Below are 19,287 nucleotides of genomic sequence, written 5' to 3'. Positions count from 1 at the left end.
TCCCGACGACGGGTTGGCCCGAGCGCAATCTACGAGGCGCGATGAGCCGTAGTGACGAGCCGCAACACAACTCGACGCCCTCTACGACCCCGGTCAAACGACCGGGGTTTCTGTTTCTTTTCATCGGCTAACCGCGCGCAGTTCGACGCGTATTTATGGCCGACGCGTTCAGTCGCGTCTTGATGTGGGCCGCATAGAATTTCTCGATCATCTCCACGCTCGTCCGGCAGTTCTTCGCGACTTGATAGATGTCGGCGCCCTCGATGAGGCGCATGCAAATATACGTATGCCGTAGGCTGTAGGCCGTGCGCGGCTGACCCTCGCGGTCGGTCTTGAGCCCGATTTCACCGAGCACCGTGTTGAGGAGCTTCGTTTGGCGAGCCGGAAACAGTCTGTCCAAAGGCTGCGGGTCGTTGCGCTCGACAAGACGTTCGAACGGTCGCACCGCACCCCGCGTGCTCTTGCAATAGCCGACGCCACGTTTGCCGCGGACGCTGATCTCTAGGATGCGCTCTCCGCTGTCTCGGTCATCCACGATCTTGACGTCCCGGTATTCCAGAAGCGCGGCCTCGTCGGGCCGGAGGCCCGTGTTTGCCATGAACAGCACGTAGTCGTGGAGCTGCGCCCAAGCGTTGCGGCGATGGTTCTTCTTGTCCTGGGAGCGCGCCCGCGTGGCGCGATAGAGCTGCTGGTACTCCTCGGGCTCGAACCATGCGCGGTGGCTGATCTTGCCCGCCGTCTTGTAGGGCGCCGTCGTATCCGGCAGGTGGTCGAGCCACCCGTGCCGAACAGCCGTTTTCAGCACCTGGCGAAGCGTGACTAGCTCGTGGTGCAGTGTGCTCCTCGCGGGCGGCGCAGCCGACCGGCGACGGTGAACGCGGTACTCTTGGACCGCGCCCGAGGTGATCTTCGAGAGCGGCAGCGATCCGAAGAAGGGGTTGAGATGGAGCCGCAGGCGGTCCTTGTGCCCGCGCACATATGCCGGGCTGCGCTCGCCCTCAGTGATGATCTCGTACTCACTCTCGAACACGCCTGCAGCGTGCCGGAATGTCTTCTCCGACTTCAGCTCACCGGCCGCGTGCTTTCCGCGCAAGCCGAGATACCAGTCCTCCGCCACGACCTTCGCGTGGGCCAGGCTGTCGGTCTTGGTCGAGACGCGATGATTTTTGCCGGCGAGGTAGGCTGAGGCCTGCCATTGGCTGGAATTTTCTCGGCGGTAGACGTGCAGCTTGCCGCCTAGAAGCGTGTGCTTGACCGCGCTTTCGCTCATCGGAGCTAACCCTTCGTCTCGGGCTGACTCCACTGTGTAAGCGATGTGTAAGAACAAATCAAGGACTTAGAACTTCGCTAAGTCATTGAAAAGATGGCGCGCCCGGAACGATTCGAACGTCCGACCCTCAGATTCGTAGTCTGATGCTCTATCCAGCTGAGCTACGGGCGCGCGCCGCCTGACGGCGAGGCGCGGTATCTAGCGACCGGCGCGGCGGCTTTCAATGCCGAATTCGGCGCGGTAGGCGGCGCAGACCTCGGCGATCACCGGCTCCCAGTCGCCGGGCCGCGGCTGCCGGAACAGGCGCAGCGACGGATACCAGGGGCTGTCGGCGCGGCCCTCCAGCCAGCGCCAGTCGGTCCTCAGCCAGGGCAGCAGCACGAAGCCGCGCTTGCCGAGCGCGCCCGCCAGATGGGCGAGCGCCGTGTCGACGCTGACCACCGCATCGAGCTGCTCGACGACCGCGGCGAGGTCGGCGAAGTCGCCGAGCGGATAGGTGAGGTCGATGACCCGCGCGCCGGCCGCTTCGAGCCCCGCGAGGAGCCGTTCCGGCGCGGGCAGCGAGCGCTGGGCGTCGTTCGGATGGGTCGGGCGTCCGCGCCAGGCCAGGCCCACCGTGCCGGGAAGGGCGTAGCCGGCCCAGCGCGCCCGCCGGCCGGCGGGCGCGGCGAGGTAGGGCTCTGCGGGCAGGTTCCCGAGCGTGGTCCGAAGGCGGCCGGGGATGGAGAGCGGCAGGGTCCAGAAGTCGTAGTCGTCCCGCCGCGGCGGCTCGGCCTGGGAGACCACGCGGACGCCGAGGCCCGCGAACAGGGCGGTGAGCTCCGGCGGGGCGGCCAGCGTCACCTCCGCGCCGATGGCCTGCAGCACCGGGGCGAAACGGGCGAACTGGATCTGGTCGCCGAACCCCTGCTCCGGCCAGATCAAGAGGCGCCCTCCGGCCAGGGGCTCCCCGCGCCATGCGTTCGGCCAGGGCAGCGGGCGGGCGTTCTGATCGGCGAGCTCGGTGCGCGCCTCATAGAGCGGCCAGCCGGCTGCGAGGTCGCCGAGCTGCAGGCGCAGGTGGCCGAGCGCAAGCCGCGACTTGGCGTCGTTCGGATCGAGCGCCAGCGCCGCCTCATAGGCCGCCGCCGCGGGCTCGAACCGGCGGGCCTGGTGCAGCACGCGGCCGAGCTGATGGTGGGCCCAGGCGGCCTCGGGCCTGAGCGCCAGCGCCTGGCGGGCCTCGGCTTCCGCCGACTGCAGGTCGCCGCGCTCGACCAGCGCGCCGGCCAGGTTGCCGTGCGCCTCGGCGCTCTGCGGCGCGGCGGCGGTGATCTGGCGCCACAGCGCGATCGCTTCGGCGATGCGGCCGGCCTGCTGCAGGCGCCCGGCGCGCATGAATTCGTCGTGGATGTTGGCCTGGGTGATCGCCATGCGCCGACCTGCGCTAGTCGCCGAGGTCGCGCCAGCAGGGGACGTCCCAGCCGGCGAGCGGGCGGGCGGCGTAGACCCCGCGCGCCACGGCCCGCGCCAGCGCGTCGGCGGCCAGCGACCCGATCCGCGCCACCGTCAGGTTGGCGGGCTCCTCGCAGGGGCGTTGGGCGGTCGAGAGGGCGAAGACCACGTCACCGTCGAACGGCGCATGCACCGGGCGGATGGCGCGGGCGAGGCCGTCCTGCGCCATCACCGCCACGCGCTTGGCCTGGGCCGGGGTGAGCGCCACGTCGGTCGCGACGCAGGCGATGGTGGTGTTGCCGGCCATGGCGATGGGCTTGGCGAGGCCCCAGTCCTCCGGCCCGGCGCGGACTTCGGAGGGCCCGAGGCCGCCGAACTCCTCGCCGAGCTCGAACGGCGCGGCCCAGAACCGCCGGCCGCCGGGCGCCACCACCGATCCCCAGCAATTGACCGCCGCGATCGCCCCGACCGCGATCCCGTCGGCGCTGACCACCGAGGCGGAGCCCACGCCGCCCTTGAGGCTTCCGGCCATGGCGCCGGTTCCGGCGCCGGCCGAGCCGAGCTCGAAATGCGCCAGCGCCGCGGCCGCCGCGGCGCGGCCCAGGCGACGGTGCGGCGGATCCTCGCCCCAGGCCTTGTCGCCGCCGTTGGCCATGTCGAACAGGATCGCCGCCGGCACGACCGGCGAGGGCGGCGCCTGCGGGCTGGCGGCGAGCTGATAGCCCCGGCCCCGGGCGCCCAGCCAGGCGGCCACTCCGTCGGCCGCGGCCAGGCCGTAGACCGAGCCGCCGGCGAGCACCACGGCGTCGACCGCCTCGACCAGGTTCTCCGGCTGCAGGGCGTCGGTCTCCCGCGTGCCGGGGGCGCCGCCGCGGACGTCGCAGGCGCAGACGGCGCGGTCCTGCGGCAGGATCACGCTCACGCCGGTGCGCGCGGCGGCGTCCTGCGCCTGGCCGATCAGCAGCCCCGGCACGTCGGTGATCAGGTTGCGCCGCCCCGGCGCCGCGCTTGACCGCGCTCGTTCCATGGGGGACGGACATGCACGCCCGAGGGTTTGTTGTCCACGCGCGCCTCGCCCAAGGGATGGGGCGCCCCATACCGGAGTTGCTCACCGCCGTGCTGCGTCGCGTCCTGCCCCTCGCCTTCGCCGCCTCGCTCGCCGCCTGTGCGGGCTCGGCTCCGCCGCCCCTCGCGCGCAGCCCCGCCGCTTCCGCCCCGCCCGCCGCGGCCGTCGCGCAGGCGCCCGTCGCCCGGACCCCGGACGATCAATCGCGCTCGACCACGGCGGCCCACGCCATGGTGGCCGCCGCCAACCCGATGGCGGTGCAGGCCGGCCTGAACGTGCTGCGCCAGGGCGGCACGGCGGTGGACGCCGCGGTCGCGGTGCAGGCGGTGCTGGGGCTCGTCGAGCCGCAGAGCTCGGGCCTGGGCGGCGGCGCCTTCATGACCTACTACGACGCCCAGAGCCGCGCGGTGACAGCCTACAACGGCCGCGAGACGGCGCCGGCCGGCGCCACGCCCGACATGTTCCTGGGCGCCGACGGCAAGCCGCTGCCGCGCGGCGCGGCCATGCTCTCGGGCCGCTCGGCCGGCGTGCCGGGGGCGATCGCCATGCTCTACCTGGCCCAATCGCAACACGGGAAGCTGCCCTGGAAGACCCTGTTCGGGGACGCGGAGCGGCTGGCCGACCAGGGCTTCCCGGCGCCGCATCGGATGGCGGATGCGGCCAGCTCGCGCGCGCCGCAGGCCTCCGCGCCCGACGCCGTCGCCTATTTCAGCAAGCCCGACGGGACCAGGATCAAGCCCGGCGACACCATCCGCAACACCGCCTACGCCGCGACCCTGCGCAAGCTCGCCGACCAGGGGCCCAAGGCGATCCTGCAGGGTCCCATCGCCGCGCAGATCGTCGCCAAGCTGCACCAGGGGCCGATCCCCGGTTCGATGACGCTCGAGGATCTGAAGAGCTATCGCCCGGAAGCCGGGCCCGCGGTCTGCCGGCCCTATCGGGTCTATGTGGTCTGCGCGCCGCCCGCGCCCTCGGGCGGACCCTCGCTGCTGGAGGCGCTGGGCATCCTCGCCTTCACCGACGAGCCGGCGCACCCGAACGACGCCCAGGGCTGGTATCTCTATTCCCAGGCGAGCCGGCTGATGTACGCCGACCGCGACCGCTACATGGGCGACCCGGAGTTCGTGAAGGTCCCGACCGAGGGGCTGCTGGACCCCGCCTATCTGGCCGCACGCGCCAAGCTGATCGGCCCGGTGGCCGGGCCGCCGCCGCAGCCGGGCGTTCCCAAGGGCGCGCCGGCCTACGCCTCGGCCAAGGCGCTGGAGCCCGGCGGCACGACCGACTTCGCCATTGTCGACCCGCAGGGAAACGTCGTCTCGATGACCACCACGGTGGAGAGCATCTTCGGCGACGGACGGATGGTGGCCGGCTTCTTCCTCAACAACCAGCTGACCGACTTCTCCTTCCTGCCGAAGGACGCCGACGGCCGGCCGGCCGCCAACGCCGTGGCGCCGCGCAAGCGCCCGCGCTCGGCCATGGCGCCGGCCATCGTGCTCGACCGCCAGGGCCGCTTCGTGGCCGCCCTCGGCTCGCCGGGCGGACCGGCCATCATCGACTACAACCTCAAGACGCTGGTCGGCCTGCTGGACTGGAAGCTGCCGATCCAGCAGGCGATCGACCTGCCGAACCTGATCGCGGGCGGCAGCTCCTACGACGCGGAAGTCGAGAAATTCCCGCCGGCGGTGATCGCGGGGCTCGCCGCCAAGGGCGTGAAGCTGACCAGGGGCTTTGCGGCGGAAGGCTCCGGCGTGCATGGCGTCGAGGCGATCCCTCAGGGCCTGCGCGGCGGCGCCGATCCCAGGCGCGAAGGGGTGGCCCGCGGCTTCTAGGCGGAGCTGCGCGCCGGGCGTCCGCGGGTCTCCGCGGCGCCGGGCGCGCCCGGCAGGCGAAGCTCGAAGACCGCGCCCTTGGAACCGCTTTCGACCAGCGCCAGATCGCCGCCGTGGCCCTGGGCCAGCTCACGGGCGATCGCGAGGCCGAGCCCGGCCCCGTCCGGTCGACCGGAGCCCGCAAACGGCTGGAACAGCCGCTCGCGGGCCCGCTCCGGCAGGCCCGGCCCGTTGTCGGCGATGCGGATCACCGTCGCGCCATCCGGATAGCCCACGCTCACCGTCACCTTGCCCGGACGCCGACGTCCCTCCTGATGCTCGATGGCCTCGCGCGCGTTGCGCAGCAGGTTGGTGAGGATCCTGTGGAGCTGGTCGGGATCGGCCAGCACCTGGTCCTCGGCGGCGAGCTGGGAGACCAGCCGCACGCCGGCCTCGCCCAGCCGCGCCTCCTCGGCGGCCGCCTCGAGCGCCGGCGCCAGCGCGAGCGCCCGGGGCTCCGGCGCCGCCTCCTGCGTCTTGCCGTAGGCCAGCACGCCGGAAGCCAGCTTCACCGCCCGGTCCAGAGCCCGCTCGAGCCGCGGCAGGGCCTGGCTGACCTTGGGGTCCTTCAGCGCCGCCAGCCGCTCCGAGGCGATCTGGGCGGAGGTGAGCATGTTCTTGAGATCGTGGTTGATTTTCGCGACCGCCTCGCCGAGCGCCGCCAGCCGGGCGCGGGAGCTGAGCGCCGCGCGCAGGTCCGCCTGCATGCGGTCGAGCTCGGCCTCGGCGCGGCCGATCTCGTCGCGCCGGCCCGACAGCGGCACGCGCGCCTGCGGATCCTCCGGATCGGCGCGGAAGCGCTCCATGGCGTAGGTGATCCGCTGCATCGGGCGCACCAGGAACAGGTTGAGCGTCAGATAGACGAGAAGGCCCGCCACGGCCGATACGAAGCCGATCACCAGCAGCACGCGCCAGAGATAGCCGATCAGCGCCTTCTTCAGCTCCGCGTCGGGGGCCACGAACTCCACGAAATCCGCCTTGCGGAAGCGCGGCTCCGCCATCACCCGGATGCGGCTGCCCGGCGCCGAGAACAGGGTGCGGAACGGGGCCAGCAGGTCGAGGCCGACATTGCCGCGCAGGTCCACCAGATAGGCCCGGGTCGGGATCTTCGGTCCGGCGAACACCAGCGAGCGGATCCTGTCGTTGGAGATCGCCACGATCTCCACGCCTGCGCCGCGCAGCAGCTCGGCCTTGAGCTGTTCGGAGACCTTGCGGTCCGGCGCGACCTCCGGCGCGAGCGAAGCCAGCTCGGCGGCCCGCGCCCGGTCGAGCAGCCACTGCTCCTCGAAGGCGGCCAGAATGGGCGGCAGCGACACCAGGCCGGCCAAAAGGACGAAGAGAATGGTCAGCGTCAGCAGGCGCGCCGACAGCCCGCCGGGCCAGAAGAAGCGGGGCCGTTGCGGACTCGGAGGCTCCTGCGGCGTGGGCGCGTCCGCCATGCCCACACGAGTAGTCCAGCCCGCCTGCTTCGGCAACGCAAGCGCCGCTAGCCGACGCCCACCGCTTCGGCGACCGAGCCGAAGCCGTCGGCCCTCAGCCGCTCCGCCAGCTCGCGCTTGATCCGCGCCACCAGGCCGGGGCCCTCGAACACCAGCGCGGAGTAGAGCTGCACGGCCGACGCGCCGGCGCGGATCTTGGCGTAGGCCTCCGCGCCCGAGCCGATCCCGCCGACGCCGATCAGCGCCAGGCGTCCCGCCGAGGCGGCGGCGAACGCCTTCAGGACCCGCGTCGAGAGCTCGAACAGCGGCGCGCCGGAAAGCCCGCCCGACTCGCCTGCGTGGCGCGATCTCAGCGGCGGCCGCGACACCGTGGTGTTGGCGACGACGATCCCGGAGAGGCCATGCGCGACGGCGACTTCGACGATGGCTTCGACCTCCATGGCCTCGAGGTCGGGGGCGATCTTCAGGAAGATCGGGACGCGGTCCTCGGCGGAGAGACTGTCGCGCGCCTCGGCGAGCCGCCCCAGCAGCTCCTCGAGCGCCGCCTTGGTCTGCAGCGCGCGCAGGCCAGGCGTGTTCGGCGAGGAGACGTTGATCGTGAAATAGCTCGCCAGACCCCAGAGCCGCCGCAGCCCCGCGACGTAGTCGCCGATGCGGTCCTCGCTGTCCTTGTTGGCGCCGATGTTGGCGCCCACCACGCCGGCGCCGCGCCGGGCCAGCCGTCCGGCGAAGGCTTCCAGGCCCTGGTTGTTGAAGCCCATCCGGTTGATCACCGCGCGATCCTCGGAAAGACGGAACAGCCGGGGGCGCGGATTGCCGGCCTGCGGCCGGGGCGTGACGGTGCCGCATTCCACGAACCCGAAGCCGGCGCGGAGCATCGGCCCGAACACCTCCGCGTCCTTGTCGAAACCGGGCGCGAGGCCGACCGCGTTGGACAGGCGGATGCCCGCGAGCGAGCCCGCCAGAATCGGATCGTCGCCGCGGCCGTGCGGCCCCAAGCCCCAGGCGAGCCCACGGAGCGCCCAGCCGTGCGCAACCTCCGGATCGAGGCTCCTGAGCGCCCGGGTGGCGAGGCCGTGGATCCGGCTCACGGCAGCGGCCCGATGAGCGGAACGCCATCGGGATCGAGCGGCGCCTCGGCGGCGCCGCGGACCAGCCCCGGGTGGAGCACGCCATAGAGATGCGGGAAGAGCCCGCCACCGCGCGACGGCTCCCACTTCAGGGCCCCGCCGAGATCGTCGGCCTCGACCTCGAGGATCACCAGGCCGGCCTGGCCCCGGAAATGACGGATCGCCGTCTCCTGAGCCTGGGCGGCGGTGGAGAAGTGGATGAACCCGTCGGCCCGGTCGGCCTCCGAGCCCTCATAGACGCCCGCGTTCCAGGCGGCCTCCCAATCCCGGCGCGGCAAGATCTTGTAGATCCTCAATCCCCGCGCTCCGGGAAGAGCAGGCCGTCGAAGGAAGGCCGGCCGCTGGCGTCGATCAGGAAGACGGCGGCCGCGGCGGTCGGGAACTGCCGCTGCGCCCGCGCCACCAGCGACGGCGGCGCCGCGGCCTCGCGCAGGAGGTCCACGGCGAGCTCCTGCAGGCCCGGATTGTGGCCCACCACCATGACTGCGCGATAGCCGTCGCCGGCGCGCTCGGCGGCCCGCCGGATCGCGCCGGCGTCAGCGTGGTAGAGGTCGGCGTCCAGGCGCGCCGCGGCCTCGGGGAAAGCGGCCTCGGCGGCGGCCCAGGTCTCGCGGGTGCGCAGCGACGGCGAGACCAGCACCAGGTCGGGCGACAGGCCGAGGCGCGCGAGGCTCTCGGCCATCTCCGCGGATTCGCGCACGCCGCGCCCGGCCAGCGGCCGGTCGAAGTCGTCGCCGCTCGCCGACTCGTTCTCCGCCTTGCCGTGCCGGAAGAGGATCAGCCGATCCATGGACGCTCCACACCCGACGCCCTCATAGCGGCGCCCGGCCGCTCTGCGAAGCCATTGACACTGGTGGGGCTTGGCGGTCCAAGGCGGGCCATGACCCGGGCGGCGGCGGCCATAGGAGAGCGCGAGAGCAACGGCGGCGCCCTGCGGTTCCCGGCCGGCAAGGGCCTGCGCCTGGACTCCGGCGCGACGCTCGAGCCGTTGGAGATCGCCTACAAGACCTATGGACGGCTCGACGCCGCGAAATCGAACGCCATCCTGGTCTGCCACGCGCTCACCGGCGACCAGCACGCCGCCTCCATCCACCCGGTGACCGGCAAGCCCGGCTGGTGGGACCGGGTCATCGGGCCCGGCCGGCCGCTGGATCCGGAGCGCTACTTCATCATCTGCTCCAACGTGGTCGGCGGCTGCATGGGATCGACCGGCCCCGCCTCGATCGACGCCACGACCGGCCGGCCCTACGGCCTCGCCTTCCCGGTCATCACCATCGGCGACATGGTGCGCGCCCAGGCCATGCTGGTAGAGGCCCTGGGCATCGAGACCCTGCTGGCCGTGGTCGGCGGCTCCATGGGCGGCATGCAGGTGCTGCAGTGGGCGGCCGACTATCCGGAGAAGCTGTTCTCCGCCGTCTGCATCGCGGCGGCGGCCAAGCACTCGGCGCAGAACATCGCCTTCCACGAGGTCGGCCGCCAGGCGATCATGGCCGACCCGGACTGGCGCGGCGGGGACTATGAGACGGCGGGAGTCCGTCCGGAGAAGGGGTTGGCGGTCGCCCGCATGGCGGCGCACATCACCTACCTCTCGGAAGCGGCCCTGCAGCGGAAGTTCGGCCGGCAACTGCAGCGCGACGGCCTCTCCTGGGGCTTCGACGCCGACTTCCAGGTGGAGAGCTACCTGCGCCACCAGGGCGCCGCCTTCGTCGACCGCTTCGACGCCAACTCCTACCTCTACATCACCCGCGCGCTCGACTACTTCGACCTGGGCGCCCAGCACGGCGGCGTGCTGGCCAACGCGTTCTCGCGCGCCAGGCACGTTCGGTTCTGCGTGCTCTCCTTCTCGTCGGACTGGCTCTATCCGACCTCCGAAAGCCGCGACATCGTCCGCGCCCTCAACGCGGCGGGAGCGCGGACGAGCTTCGTCGAGATCGAGACCGACAAGGGCCACGACGCCTTCTTCCTGGACGAGCCGCAGCTGGATGCGGCGCTGCGCGGATTCTTCGCTTCCACGGCCCAGGCGCGGGCGCTGACGTGACCCCCGCGATCCGCGAGGATTTCGGCGAGATCCTGCGGCTCGTGACGCCCGGCGCGCGCGTGCTCGACGTCGGCTGCGAGGACGGCGCGCTGCTGGAGCTGCTCACCCGCCAGAAGGGCGTCGACGCCCAGGGCCTGGAGATCAGCCCCGAGAACGTCGCGGCCTGCCTGGCCAAGGGCCTGGCGGTGGTGCAGGGCGACGGCGACCGCGACCTCGACTATTTCCCGAGCCGGTCCTTCGACTACGCGGTGCTGTCGAAGACGCTGCAGCAGATGCGCGAGCCCCGGCGCGTGCTCTCCGAGCTCCTGCGCATCGCCGAGCAGGCCATCGTGTCCGTCCCGAATTTCGGCCACTGGCGCATGCGCCTGTCGCTGATGACCCGCGGCCGCATGCCGGAGACCCGCGCGCTTCCCGATCCCTGGTGGGCGACGCCGAACATCCACCTGTGCACGCTGAAGGACTTCACCGACCTGTGCCGGGACTTGGGCCTGCAGATCGACGCCGGCGTGGCGCTTTCGTCCGGCAAGCCGGCCCGGCGCATGGACCCCGGCGGGGTGCTGGAGAACTGGCGCGCGGAATCGGCGCTGTTCCTGCTCAGCCGCGCGCCCGCCTGAGGCGCGCCGCACACGGAAATGGGGCGGCCCCCCCAGGGCCGCCCCGCTCCCCCGTTACAGGCGCGGCGACTGCCCCGGCTAGCGCCGATACCGGAAGCCGCCGAAGTAGAACCGGCCGAGATCGTACGCCACGTCGTTGCCCTGGCCGATCGTCTCGAAAGGCGCCCGGTCGCCGAACACGTCGTTCACGCCCGCGAAGAGCTCCAGGCCGTTCAGCCAGCGGCCATACTGGTCGCCCAGCGCATAGCGCACCTCAATGTCATGGTAGAACACCGATTTGGCGAACGGGATGTTGAGCGCCTCCGAGCGGTCGACCGACGTCGGATCGACGTTGTAGAGCGCGCCCTTGCCGACATAGCGAACTTGCCAGTTCACCGTCACCGGGCCCTGCTTGTAGGTGGTGTTCGCGACGCCCTTCCACCGAGGTGTTCCTTCCGCCGCGGTGAGGCTTGCGACGTTCGTCACGCGGCCTTCCAGGACGTGATAGACGGCCGGGTTGGCCTGGAAGGGGAAGTTGCGCAGCCGCACCAGGTAGTCGGCCGCCAGATCGAAGGTCAGGTTCCCGGTCAGGCCCTGGGTGTAGCGCCAGCGCTCGGTGACCGGCGACACGTCATGGGTGTAAGAGACGTGCAGCTCGTAGCCCTCGGTGAAGAGCTTCGAGGCGTTCACGAATGTGGTCTGGACGAAGTTGATGTTCTGGTCCGGGCCGCGCGTGAACAGGCTGCAGAAGGTCGGGTCGAGGCTCGGCCCGCTGAAGCAATTGTTGATGATGTCCTGCGCAAGGACCTGAGTGATCGCGTTCTTGATCTTGATCGCGTAATAGTCGAGCGTGATCGCCAATCCGGGCACGCCTGGCGGCTGGAAGATCAGGCCGGCCGTGTAGCTGATCGACTTCTCGGGATCGAGGTTCGGATTACCGGACGACTGCCCCTTGATCGTGGCTGCGTTGTTGGCCGAGAAGCCCGCCGGGATTCCGGCCGCTGCACAGTTCTTGGCGAAATTTACGTTATTAGTGATGTTCTCTTGGCTGCATGGGTCGACGATCTGGAAGAAGCCCGGCGTCAGAGGCTCGAAAGCCTCGGTGATGTTCGGGGCGCGGATCGACCGCGAGTAGGTGCCGCGGAACTTCAGCCAGTTGGACGGCGCATAGTCGGCCGAGAACTTGTAGGCGCCGACGGTGCCGCTGGTCGAATAATTGGCCAGACGATAGGCGACGTCGGCGCTGAGCTCATACAGCAGAGGCCGAAAATCCTTCAGGATCGGAAGGTTGAGTTCGATATAGCCTTCCTTGACGTTGAAGCCGCCGGAGGAGTTGGCGAAGAGGCTTTCGGTGTCGCCGGCCACGAGACGGGGGTCGTTGACGTCTTTGGTGCGTTCCATCCGGTATTCGCCGCCGAGCGCCACCCCGATGGGACCGCCCTGCAGGTTGAGGAAACGGCCCGTGTCGAAATTGAAGTTGAGGTCGGCGACCTCCTGGCTGAGCGTGTCGTGAGTGTCGAACACCCCGAAGGAATAGTTGAAGGCCTGCGCGCTGTTGCGGCCCGGCGCGAACGGATTGAACGGCACGCAGCCCGGATCGGCGTTGACCGCATCGGCGAACTGCGACGGACCAGCTGACGGCACATTGATCCGGCAGGCCGCTTGCCCGGTCGCCGGATCGATCACCGAATCGATCGCGGCGTGGAAGTTCGCCGTGATCTCAAGACTGTTGTTGCGAATACGGTTGGTGACCTTCCCATAGTTCAGCGCGCCGTCCCAGTTGACGTTCGCGAAGCCCGCGTCGAAATCGCCGTTGAGCCCGAACACCACGCGGTAGGTGCGGCGGTGAATGTCCTGGGTGCGGCCGTTGGGCTGAATGAACTCGCTCACGAAGGGGAAGTCGGCCGGGTCGGACGCGGGCGGCAGCAGCGCGGCGATGGCGGGCGTGATGAACGGATTGTCGGGTGTCAGCTGATACTCGAAGATGCTGTTGGACGCTTGAATCGCGTTCTGCACGTCCACCTGCACCAGCTTGGCGTCCAGGTTGGCGTGCAGGTGCGGCGTCACGTCGTAGTGCATCCGCAGGTTCACGCCCTCGTTCTGGATCGGCGACTGCTCCTGGTTCAGATCTTCGAAGAAATAGCAGCCCACGCAATTGCCCGGCAGCGCGCCGAACACGAAGTTGTTGAACCCGAGCCGCTGCGGAACGGGCACCGGGTTGCCCCTCGCATCAAAGAGGGTGATCGGCAAGGAGGTGTTCGGATCGAGGAGCGTGCCGTTGGGCGTGATGACCTCGCTGCCAACGTTCTGCACGAAGATGTTGTCGGGGATACGGTCGTTCCGTTTCGCGCCCGGGCTCGAGAAGAAGGTGGGATCGACCGGCCCGGAGAGGTCGTTCGGGTTTGTGACGGTCGCGTAGTTGTGCGCGCCCGACACGTCGCGGACCGCGATGCCGTTTTCCTTGTTGTACCAGCCGGCCACCGTGACGTTCAGCCGGTCGTCCATGAAGTTGCGGCCGGCGATCCCCGAGACGCTGTACTTGGCGCCGTAGTTATCGTAGCTGCCGGCCTGAGCGTCGAGCTGCAGGCCCTCGAAGTTCTTCTTCATGATGATGTTGACGACGCCGGAAACGGCGTCGGAACCGTAGATGGCCGAGGCGCCTCCCGTGATCACCTCGACCCGGTCCACCAGTTGTTGGGGGATGGTGTTGAGATCGACCGCGTTGAAGCTGACATCGCCGTTGACGTGACGTTGTCCGTCGACCAGCACCAGGGTCCGCGAGGTTCCCAGGTTGCGCAGGTCGATCGAGCTGATCCCGGCGGTGTTCCCGAAATTGTTCGAGTTCGCGCGCACCGTTGCGGTCACGCCGACTGAGGGCAGCTCGGCGATGATGTCGCCCAGGTTCTTCGGGCCCGCCTGGTCGATCATCTGCGGCGAGAGCACCGTGACCGGCGTTGCCTGCTCGAGATTCGGCCGCGGGATGCGCGAGCCGGTCACGATGACCTCTTGTAGGGTATTGCCGGCGCCGGAGGACCCCACCGTCTGCGCCGAAGCGGCGCCCGCCATGGCGAGGCCGGCAAGGAGGCTCGTCCCCAGGAGGCTACCCCGGCGGCTCATTTTCGTGTCCATAGATCCCCTCTCGCAGCGTAGCGCGAATCCAATTGTGAAATTGGTTCCGCTAGGTGAGGGGGCGGCCGACCTGAGGGCCAGTCAAGATTACGGCGCGTTCACCCGTTCCGGCGCAGCTGTGGCTTGGGCGCCACTCTTTCGACGCAAGTTCGCCTTTCCGGGGACAAATTTGCCCGGCCTCGGATACGCGAAGCGGCCTACCCGGCGATGGCCGCGGCGTCGCGCTCTCCGGTGCGGATGCGCAGCGCCTGCTCCAGATCGAGCACGAACACCTTGCCGTCGCCGATCTTGCCGGTATTGGCGGTGCGCGAGATGGCCTCGACCACCGCATCGGCGATGTCGGAGGGCGCGGCGATTTCCAGCTTCACCTTCGGAAGCAGCTTCACCTCGTACTCCGCCCCGCGGTAGACCTCGGTCTTGCCGCGCTGGCGGCCGTAGCCGCGCACCTCGGTGACGGTCAGGCCCGAAGCTCCGGCCTCCGTGACCGCGTCGAGCACCGCGTCGAGGCGGCTGGGCTTGATGACCGCGACGATCATCTTCATGGGGCGGGCTCTCCGAGGGCAAGGGCAGCGAAGCTTCGTCTGGAAGCTAAGGCCTCCGGCGCGCGGCTCCAAGGGGGCGCCGCTCGATCGCCGCGCGCGACACCGGCTGGGCGCCCGGCGCGGGCGCGAGGACCGGCTTGGCCGCCCGGACGCGGACCCGCGCGCCCCTGGGCTTCACCGCGAAGGTCTGTTTCACGGCCTCCATCAGGACCAGGCCCGCAAAGCCCGGCCAGAGCCTGGAGCCGGCCTGCTCGAATCCTTCCGCCCAGCCGGCCGTCCAGGAGAGCGGCGGCACGTAAAGCGCCCGCGTCCAACCGGAGGGCTCCAGCTCGGCCTCGCGCAGGAGTTCGGCGAGCTGGCCGCGCGTGTAGGGCCGGCCATGGCCGAAGGGCGTCTTCTCGGCGTTCGCCCAGAGCCCGTTGCGGGCGGCGACGGTCACCACCACCCGGCCCGAGGGGGCCAGCACCCGCCAGACCTCGCGCAGCAGGGCCACCGCATCGGGCGCCTCCTCGATCGCGTGGGCCAGGAGGATGCGGTCGAACAGGGCGTTGGGGAACGGCAGCTGGTTCTCGTCGACCAGGACGGCGAGGTTCCGCTCGTCGGCGGGCCAGATCTCCACCCCCTGCTGGGCCGGCATGGCGGCGATCACCCGGCGGGCGGCGGGCCGCAGCGCAGAGACGAACGGGGTCGCATAGCCCAGGGCCAGCACGTCGAGCCCGTGGGCGTCGTCCCAGGTTTCGACGACCTTGCGGCCGACCATGATCCGCGCCGCGCGGCCGAGGTCGGAGGCGTAGAACTGGCGAAGCTCGAGCACGTCGCGGCGCATTGAGATCCAAGTGTCGTCTCGACGGAGGTGTCGCGCCAACCTAAATGGCGTTCTGCGCATTGTCGCGCGAGGAGGGCCCGCCATGCCGCTCACGGTCCACCAGTTCCCGTGCCTCTCGGATAACTACGGCTTCCTCGCCCGTGACGAGGCCAGCGGGCTCGCCGCCTGCATCGACACCCCCGAGGCCGGCGCCATCCTGCGCGAGCTGCGCAAGCTGGACTGGAAGCTCGAGCTGATCCTGAACACCCACTGGCATCCGGACCACGCGGGCGGCAACGCCGAGATCAAGGCGGCGACCGGAGCGACGATCGTCGGGCCGAAGGAGGTCACCCGCATCGCGCCGCTGGACCGCGAGGTCAGGGGCGGCGATGTCGTCGCGCTCGGCGCCACGCGCTTCCAGGTGATCGAGTCCGGCGGCCACACGCTGGGGCACATCACCTACCACGACGCCGCCGACCGCATCGCCTTCGTCGGCGACACCCTGTTCGCGATGGGCTGCGGACGTCTGTTCGAAGGCGACGCGGCGCAGATGTGGGCGAGCCTGCAGCGGCTGGCGGCCCTGCCCGACGACACCCGGGTCTATTGCGCCCATGAGTACACCGCCTCCAACGCCCGTTTCGCGCTCTCGGTGGACGACGACCCGAGACTGAAGCGCCGGGCCGACGAGGTCTTCGCCGCCCGCGAACGTGGCGAGCCGACGGTGCCGACCACCATCGGGCTGGAGAAGGCGACCAATCCGTTCCTCAGGGCGCCGGCGCTGGCGGGCCGCGTGGGCGCGGCGGGCAAGCCGGACCACGAGGCGTTTGGCGCGGTGCGCGCCGCCAAGGACATGTTCAGGGGCTGAAGGGCGCCTGTCGCCGAGCTCGGCAGGGGCGGCGCTCTGGCGAGCCAAAGCCCCCGCCTTTCGGGGCTTGGGGCCGCAAAGTCGGAGTCACCGGCCAGATTGTGCGATACCGCACGCTATAGGAAGTGCCTGCGGCCTCAGCGGCTGCCCAAGGTCACCATGACGATGCGCTTCGACGAGGGTCGCCCCGCAAGCCCCATGGCCGGCGCCACCGTGACCTGCAAGGCGCCATGGCTCAGGCTGGCGGTCGGCTTGCGGCCCTCGACCAGCTTCACCTCGCGCAGCTTGGCGAGCATCCGCGACGCGTCGGCCCGACGACTGATCCGGACCACCGCCTCGCTCACCACCAGGGCGGCGTCGGCGATCAGCCCGGAGGAGCGCGGCGTGGCTTCGACGTCGAAAGGGATCAGCCGGCGCGCCGCGTGGCTGGCGCGGCTGCTCGCGGCGACGACGCGCTCGGCAAGCGCCTGGGGCCCCAGCACGGCCAGCCGCAGCGGACTGCCGCCGCCCGTCAGCGCCACCGCCTCGCCGCTTGGCCGGTGCGGGGTGAAGACGGTGAGGCCGCCCAGGCGGGTGGCGCGAAGCACCGGCTCGCCCAGGTCGTCCTTGTAGATCACGTCGCCGCGCGGGGCGGGCTGCGGGTTGAGGACCCAGACCTCGGGACTGTCGTCGAACTTCAGCAGCGGGCGGCCCTGGGTGCGGTCCAGGACAAAGGCGTCGCCGTCCTCGGACGTATAGCGCGCCACCATCGGCGGCTCGAATTCCCGCCCGTCGAGAGAGGGCCGGCCGAACAGGCCTTCCTTCAGGGTCTCCGGCTGGGCCGCCGCGGCGCTTGCGAATCCCAGGCCTGCACAGATCGCCGCTGCGCAGATCGACATCGAGATCGCAGACGGTCGTCCCTTCATCGTCGCAGGACCGTAGTCGCCGGAGTGGGGCGCTTTTTGGACCTGGGCGCGGCGCTCAGCCGACCATGTACTGGCCACCATTGAGCGCCAGCGTCGCCCCGGTGACGTAACCGGCATGCTCGCCCGCCAGGAACGCCGCCATGTCGGCGATCTCGTCGCCACGCCCCAGGCGCCCGACGGGGATCTGCGCGACGATCGCTTCGAGGACCTTCTCGGGCACGGCCTGCACCATCTCGGTGTCGATATAGCCGGGCGCGATGCAGTTGACGGTGACGCCGCGGCGCGCGTTCTCCAGCGCCAGGGCCTTGGTGAAGCCGATCATCCCGGCCTTGGCCGCCGAGTAGTTGGTCTGCCCCATCTGGCCCTTCTGGCCGTTGATCGACGAGATGTTGACGATCCGGCCCCAGCCGCGCTCGCGCATCCCCTCGATCACCTGCCGGGTCATGTTGAACAGCGAATCCATGTTCACGCGGATGACCTCGCTCCACTGCTCCGGGGTCATCTTGTGGAACACGCCGTCGCGGGTGATGCCGGCGTTGTTGACCAGCACCTCGATCGGACCGAGCTCGCGCTCGACCGCTTCGGCCGCGCGCTGGCAATCCGCGAAGACGCCGACGTTGCCCTTGACCACCATGACGCCCAGCTCGCGGGCGCAGGCTTCGGCGGCCGCCTCGTTGCCGGAATAGCCGGCGGCGACCTGCATCCCGTCGGCCTTCAGCCGCTCGACGATGGCCCGGCCGATGCCGCGCGTCCCGCCCGTGACCAACGCCACCCTGGCCATCCCTGCGCCTCCCGCATCAAAGGTCCGGCGGCGGATCCGGCGGCCGCGCTCAAACCTGCTCGACGCACATCGCCACGCCCATGCCGCCGCCGACGCACAGCGTCGCCAGGCCCTTGCCCGCCCCCGATCGCTTCATCTCGTGCAGCAGGGTGGTCAGGATGCGCGCGCCGGAGGCGCCGATGGGATGGCCGATGGCGATCGCCCCACCGTTGACGTTGACCGTCTCCGGATCGAGCCCGAGGTCGCGGACGACGCAGATCGACTGGGCGGCGAACGCCTCGTTGGATTCCACGAGATCGAGGTCGGAGACGCTCCAGCCCGCCTTCTCCAGCGCCTTGCGGCTGGCGGGGATCGGGCCGGTTCCCATGATCTCCGGATCCACGCCCGCGTGCGCCCACGATGCGATCCGGGCCAGCGGCCGCAAGCCGCGGCGCGCGGCCTCGGCGGCGCTCATCAGCACCAGCGCGGCCGCCCCGTCGTTGATCCCCGAGGCGTTGGCGGCGGTGACCGAGCCGTCCTTGGCGAAGGCGGGCTTGAGCGCGGCGATGCTCTCCAGCGTCACGCCATGGCGGATATATTCGTCCTGGTCGACGACCGTGTCGCCCTTGCGGCCCTTGACGGTGACGGGCGCGATCTCTTCGGCGAACTTGCCGGCCTTCTGGGCGACCTCGGCGCGATTCTGCGAGGCGACGGCGAAGCGGTCCTGATCCTCGCGGGTGATCTGCCAGCGGGCGGCGATGTTCTCCGCCGTCTGGCCCATGTGGTAGCCGTGAAAGGCGTCCCACAGGCCGTCCTTCAGCATGGTGTCGACGAGGCCGAGCTCGCCCATCTTCTGGCCGTTGCGCAGGTTCGCCGCGTGCGGCGACTGGCTCATGCTCTCCTGCCCGCCCGCCACCACGATCTTCGCGGAGCCGTCCTGGATCTGCTGCGCCGCCAGCGCCACCGCGCGCAGGCCCGAGCCGCAGAGCTGGTTCAGGCTCCAGGCGGGGCTTTCCACCGGAATCCCGGCGTTGACCGCCGCCTGACGGGCCGGGCCCTGGCCGGCGCCGGCCTGCAGCACCTGGCCGAGCACCACCTCGTCGACGTCCGAGGCCGCCACCCCGGCGCGCTCCACGGCGGCCTGGATGGCCACCCGGCCGAGCTCGTGCGCCGGCACGCCCGCCAGGGCGCCGTTGAAGGAGCCCACCGGGGTGCGGGCGGCGGAGACGATGACGATGTCGCTCATGGCGGCTCCCATGGGGGCGCGGCCCGCCCCTCGTCTTCTATTTCGGGGCGGCGGCGGTTCCGCAACCCCGCATCGCGCAAATTCGCAGCCGCAATTGCTAATCGCCTCGCATCCGCGATACTGCGGTGCAGAAACGCGGCGCCGCAGCGGGCGTCCGGCGCAAGGGTTTGGGATGGCTGACACCCCGGGTAAGGACG

At 70.5% G+C, this 19,287-nt stretch carries 17 protein-coding genes and 1 tRNA gene; 4 read left to right on the top strand and 14 right to left on the bottom strand.

The window, feature by feature from the left end:
- Positions 1-127: 127 nt before the first annotated feature.
- The 4 genes from VLI41_RS14335 to VLI41_RS14320 all read right to left on the bottom strand — a co-directional run bounded on the left by VLI41_RS14335 (position 128) and on the right by VLI41_RS14320 (position 3,731).
- A complete protein-coding gene (locus VLI41_RS14335; protein ID WP_325268762.1) occupies positions 128-1,270 on the bottom strand; it encodes a site-specific integrase in 1,143 nt (380 codons plus the stop codon).
- A 94-nt stretch (positions 1,271-1,364) separates the two neighbouring features.
- Positions 1,365-1,441, bottom strand: a tRNA-Arg gene (locus VLI41_RS14330).
- Positions 1,442-1,468: 27 nt separating this feature from the next.
- Positions 1,469-2,683, bottom strand: coding sequence for a tetratricopeptide repeat protein (locus VLI41_RS14325; RefSeq protein WP_325268761.1), 1,215 nt, complete (start codon positions 2,681-2,683; stop codon positions 1,469-1,471).
- A 13-nt stretch (positions 2,684-2,696) separates the two neighbouring features.
- Positions 2,697-3,731: a P1 family peptidase gene (locus VLI41_RS14320; protein WP_325268760.1), complete on the bottom strand. Its 1,035-nt coding sequence runs from the start codon at positions 3,729-3,731 to the stop codon at positions 2,697-2,699.
- 56 nt (positions 3,732-3,787) lie between these two features.
- Between VLI41_RS14320 and VLI41_RS14315 the strand changes: the two genes are divergently transcribed.
- Positions 3,788-5,599, top strand: coding sequence for a gamma-glutamyltransferase family protein (locus tag VLI41_RS14315; RefSeq protein ID WP_414692565.1), 1,812 nt, complete (start codon positions 3,788-3,790; stop codon positions 5,597-5,599).
- Here VLI41_RS14315 and VLI41_RS14310 read toward each other — a convergent pair.
- From VLI41_RS14310 to VLI41_RS14295, 4 genes are read right to left on the bottom strand one after another with little or no spacing between them, the layout of a single operon-like run.
- Entirely contained in the window at positions 5,596-7,077 is a 1,482-nt protein-coding gene (locus VLI41_RS14310; protein ID WP_325268763.1) for a HAMP domain-containing sensor histidine kinase, read from the bottom strand. The genes VLI41_RS14315 and VLI41_RS14310 overlap by 4 nt on opposite strands.
- Positions 7,078-7,124: 47 nt before the next feature.
- Positions 7,125-8,168 (bottom strand): quinone-dependent dihydroorotate dehydrogenase, encoded by a 1,044-nt coding sequence (locus tag VLI41_RS14305; RefSeq protein ID WP_325268758.1) that lies wholly within the window; start codon positions 8,166-8,168, stop codon positions 7,125-7,127.
- Positions 8,165-8,485: a DUF952 domain-containing protein gene (locus VLI41_RS14300; RefSeq protein WP_325268757.1), complete on the bottom strand. Its 321-nt coding sequence runs from the start codon at positions 8,483-8,485 to the stop codon at positions 8,165-8,167. The genes VLI41_RS14305 and VLI41_RS14300 overlap by 4 nt, the downstream gene beginning before the upstream one ends.
- A 14-nt stretch (positions 8,486-8,499) precedes the next feature.
- The gene (locus VLI41_RS14295) at positions 8,500-8,997 is read right to left on the bottom strand and encodes a SixA phosphatase family protein (RefSeq protein WP_325268756.1); all 498 of its coding nucleotides are present in this window, start codon (positions 8,995-8,997) and stop codon (positions 8,500-8,502) included.
- A gap of 90 nt (positions 8,998-9,087) precedes the next feature.
- Here VLI41_RS14295 and metX point away from each other — a divergent pair, with 90 nt between their 5' ends.
- Together metX and metW are read left to right on the top strand one after the other, a co-directional pair.
- A complete protein-coding gene (metX, locus tag VLI41_RS14290; RefSeq protein ID WP_325268755.1) occupies positions 9,088-10,245 on the top strand; it encodes a homoserine O-acetyltransferase MetX in 1,158 nt (385 codons plus the stop codon).
- The gene (gene metW / locus VLI41_RS14285) at positions 10,242-10,859 is read left to right on the top strand and encodes a methionine biosynthesis protein MetW (protein WP_325268754.1); all 618 of its coding nucleotides are present in this window, start codon (positions 10,242-10,244) and stop codon (positions 10,857-10,859) included. The genes metX and metW overlap by 4 nt, the downstream gene beginning before the upstream one ends.
- Positions 10,860-10,937: 78 nt before the next feature.
- Here the strand turns inward: metW and VLI41_RS14280 are convergent, their stop codons facing one another.
- The 3 genes from VLI41_RS14280 to VLI41_RS14270 form a co-directional block, all read right to left on the bottom strand.
- Entirely contained in the window at positions 10,938-13,904 is a 2,967-nt protein-coding gene (locus VLI41_RS14280) for a TonB-dependent receptor plug domain-containing protein (RefSeq protein ID WP_325268753.1), read from the bottom strand.
- 260 nt (positions 13,905-14,164) lie between these two features.
- Entirely contained in the window at positions 14,165-14,509 is a 345-nt protein-coding gene (locus VLI41_RS14275; RefSeq protein WP_325268752.1) for a P-II family nitrogen regulator, read from the bottom strand.
- A 46-nt stretch (positions 14,510-14,555) separates the two neighbouring features.
- Positions 14,556-15,335: a class I SAM-dependent methyltransferase gene (locus tag VLI41_RS14270; protein ID WP_325268751.1), complete on the bottom strand. Its 780-nt coding sequence runs from the start codon at positions 15,333-15,335 to the stop codon at positions 14,556-14,558.
- An 82-nt stretch (positions 15,336-15,417) separates the two neighbouring features.
- Here VLI41_RS14270 and gloB point away from each other — a divergent pair, with 82 nt between their 5' ends.
- A complete protein-coding gene (gene gloB / locus VLI41_RS14265) occupies positions 15,418-16,179 on the top strand; it encodes a hydroxyacylglutathione hydrolase (RefSeq protein ID WP_325268750.1) in 762 nt (253 codons plus the stop codon).
- Positions 16,180-16,316: 137 nt separating this feature from the next.
- On the opposite strand, the gene VLI41_RS14260 is transcribed toward gloB, so the two are convergent.
- The 3 genes from VLI41_RS14260 to VLI41_RS14250 form a co-directional block, all read right to left on the bottom strand.
- Positions 16,317-17,057 (bottom strand): DUF4908 domain-containing protein, encoded by a 741-nt coding sequence (locus VLI41_RS14260; protein WP_325268749.1) that lies wholly within the window; start codon positions 17,055-17,057, stop codon positions 16,317-16,319.
- Positions 17,058-17,139: 82 nt separating this feature from the next.
- Positions 17,140-17,865, bottom strand: coding sequence for an acetoacetyl-CoA reductase (gene phbB / locus VLI41_RS14255; RefSeq protein ID WP_325268748.1), 726 nt, complete (start codon positions 17,863-17,865; stop codon positions 17,140-17,142).
- A gap of 49 nt (positions 17,866-17,914) precedes the next feature.
- On the bottom strand, positions 17,915-19,090 hold the full coding sequence (locus VLI41_RS14250) for an acetyl-CoA C-acetyltransferase (protein ID WP_325268747.1): 1,176 nt from the start codon (positions 19,088-19,090) through the stop codon (positions 17,915-17,917).
- Positions 19,091-19,287: the final 197 nt, after the last annotated feature.

It is taken from the genome of Phenylobacterium sp., assembly GCF_035475775.1.
Lineage (GTDB): Bacteria > Pseudomonadota > Alphaproteobacteria > Caulobacterales > Caulobacteraceae > Phenylobacterium.
Note: the sequence above shows the minus strand (reverse complement) of the source record. Positions and strands in the feature narration are given on the sequence as shown.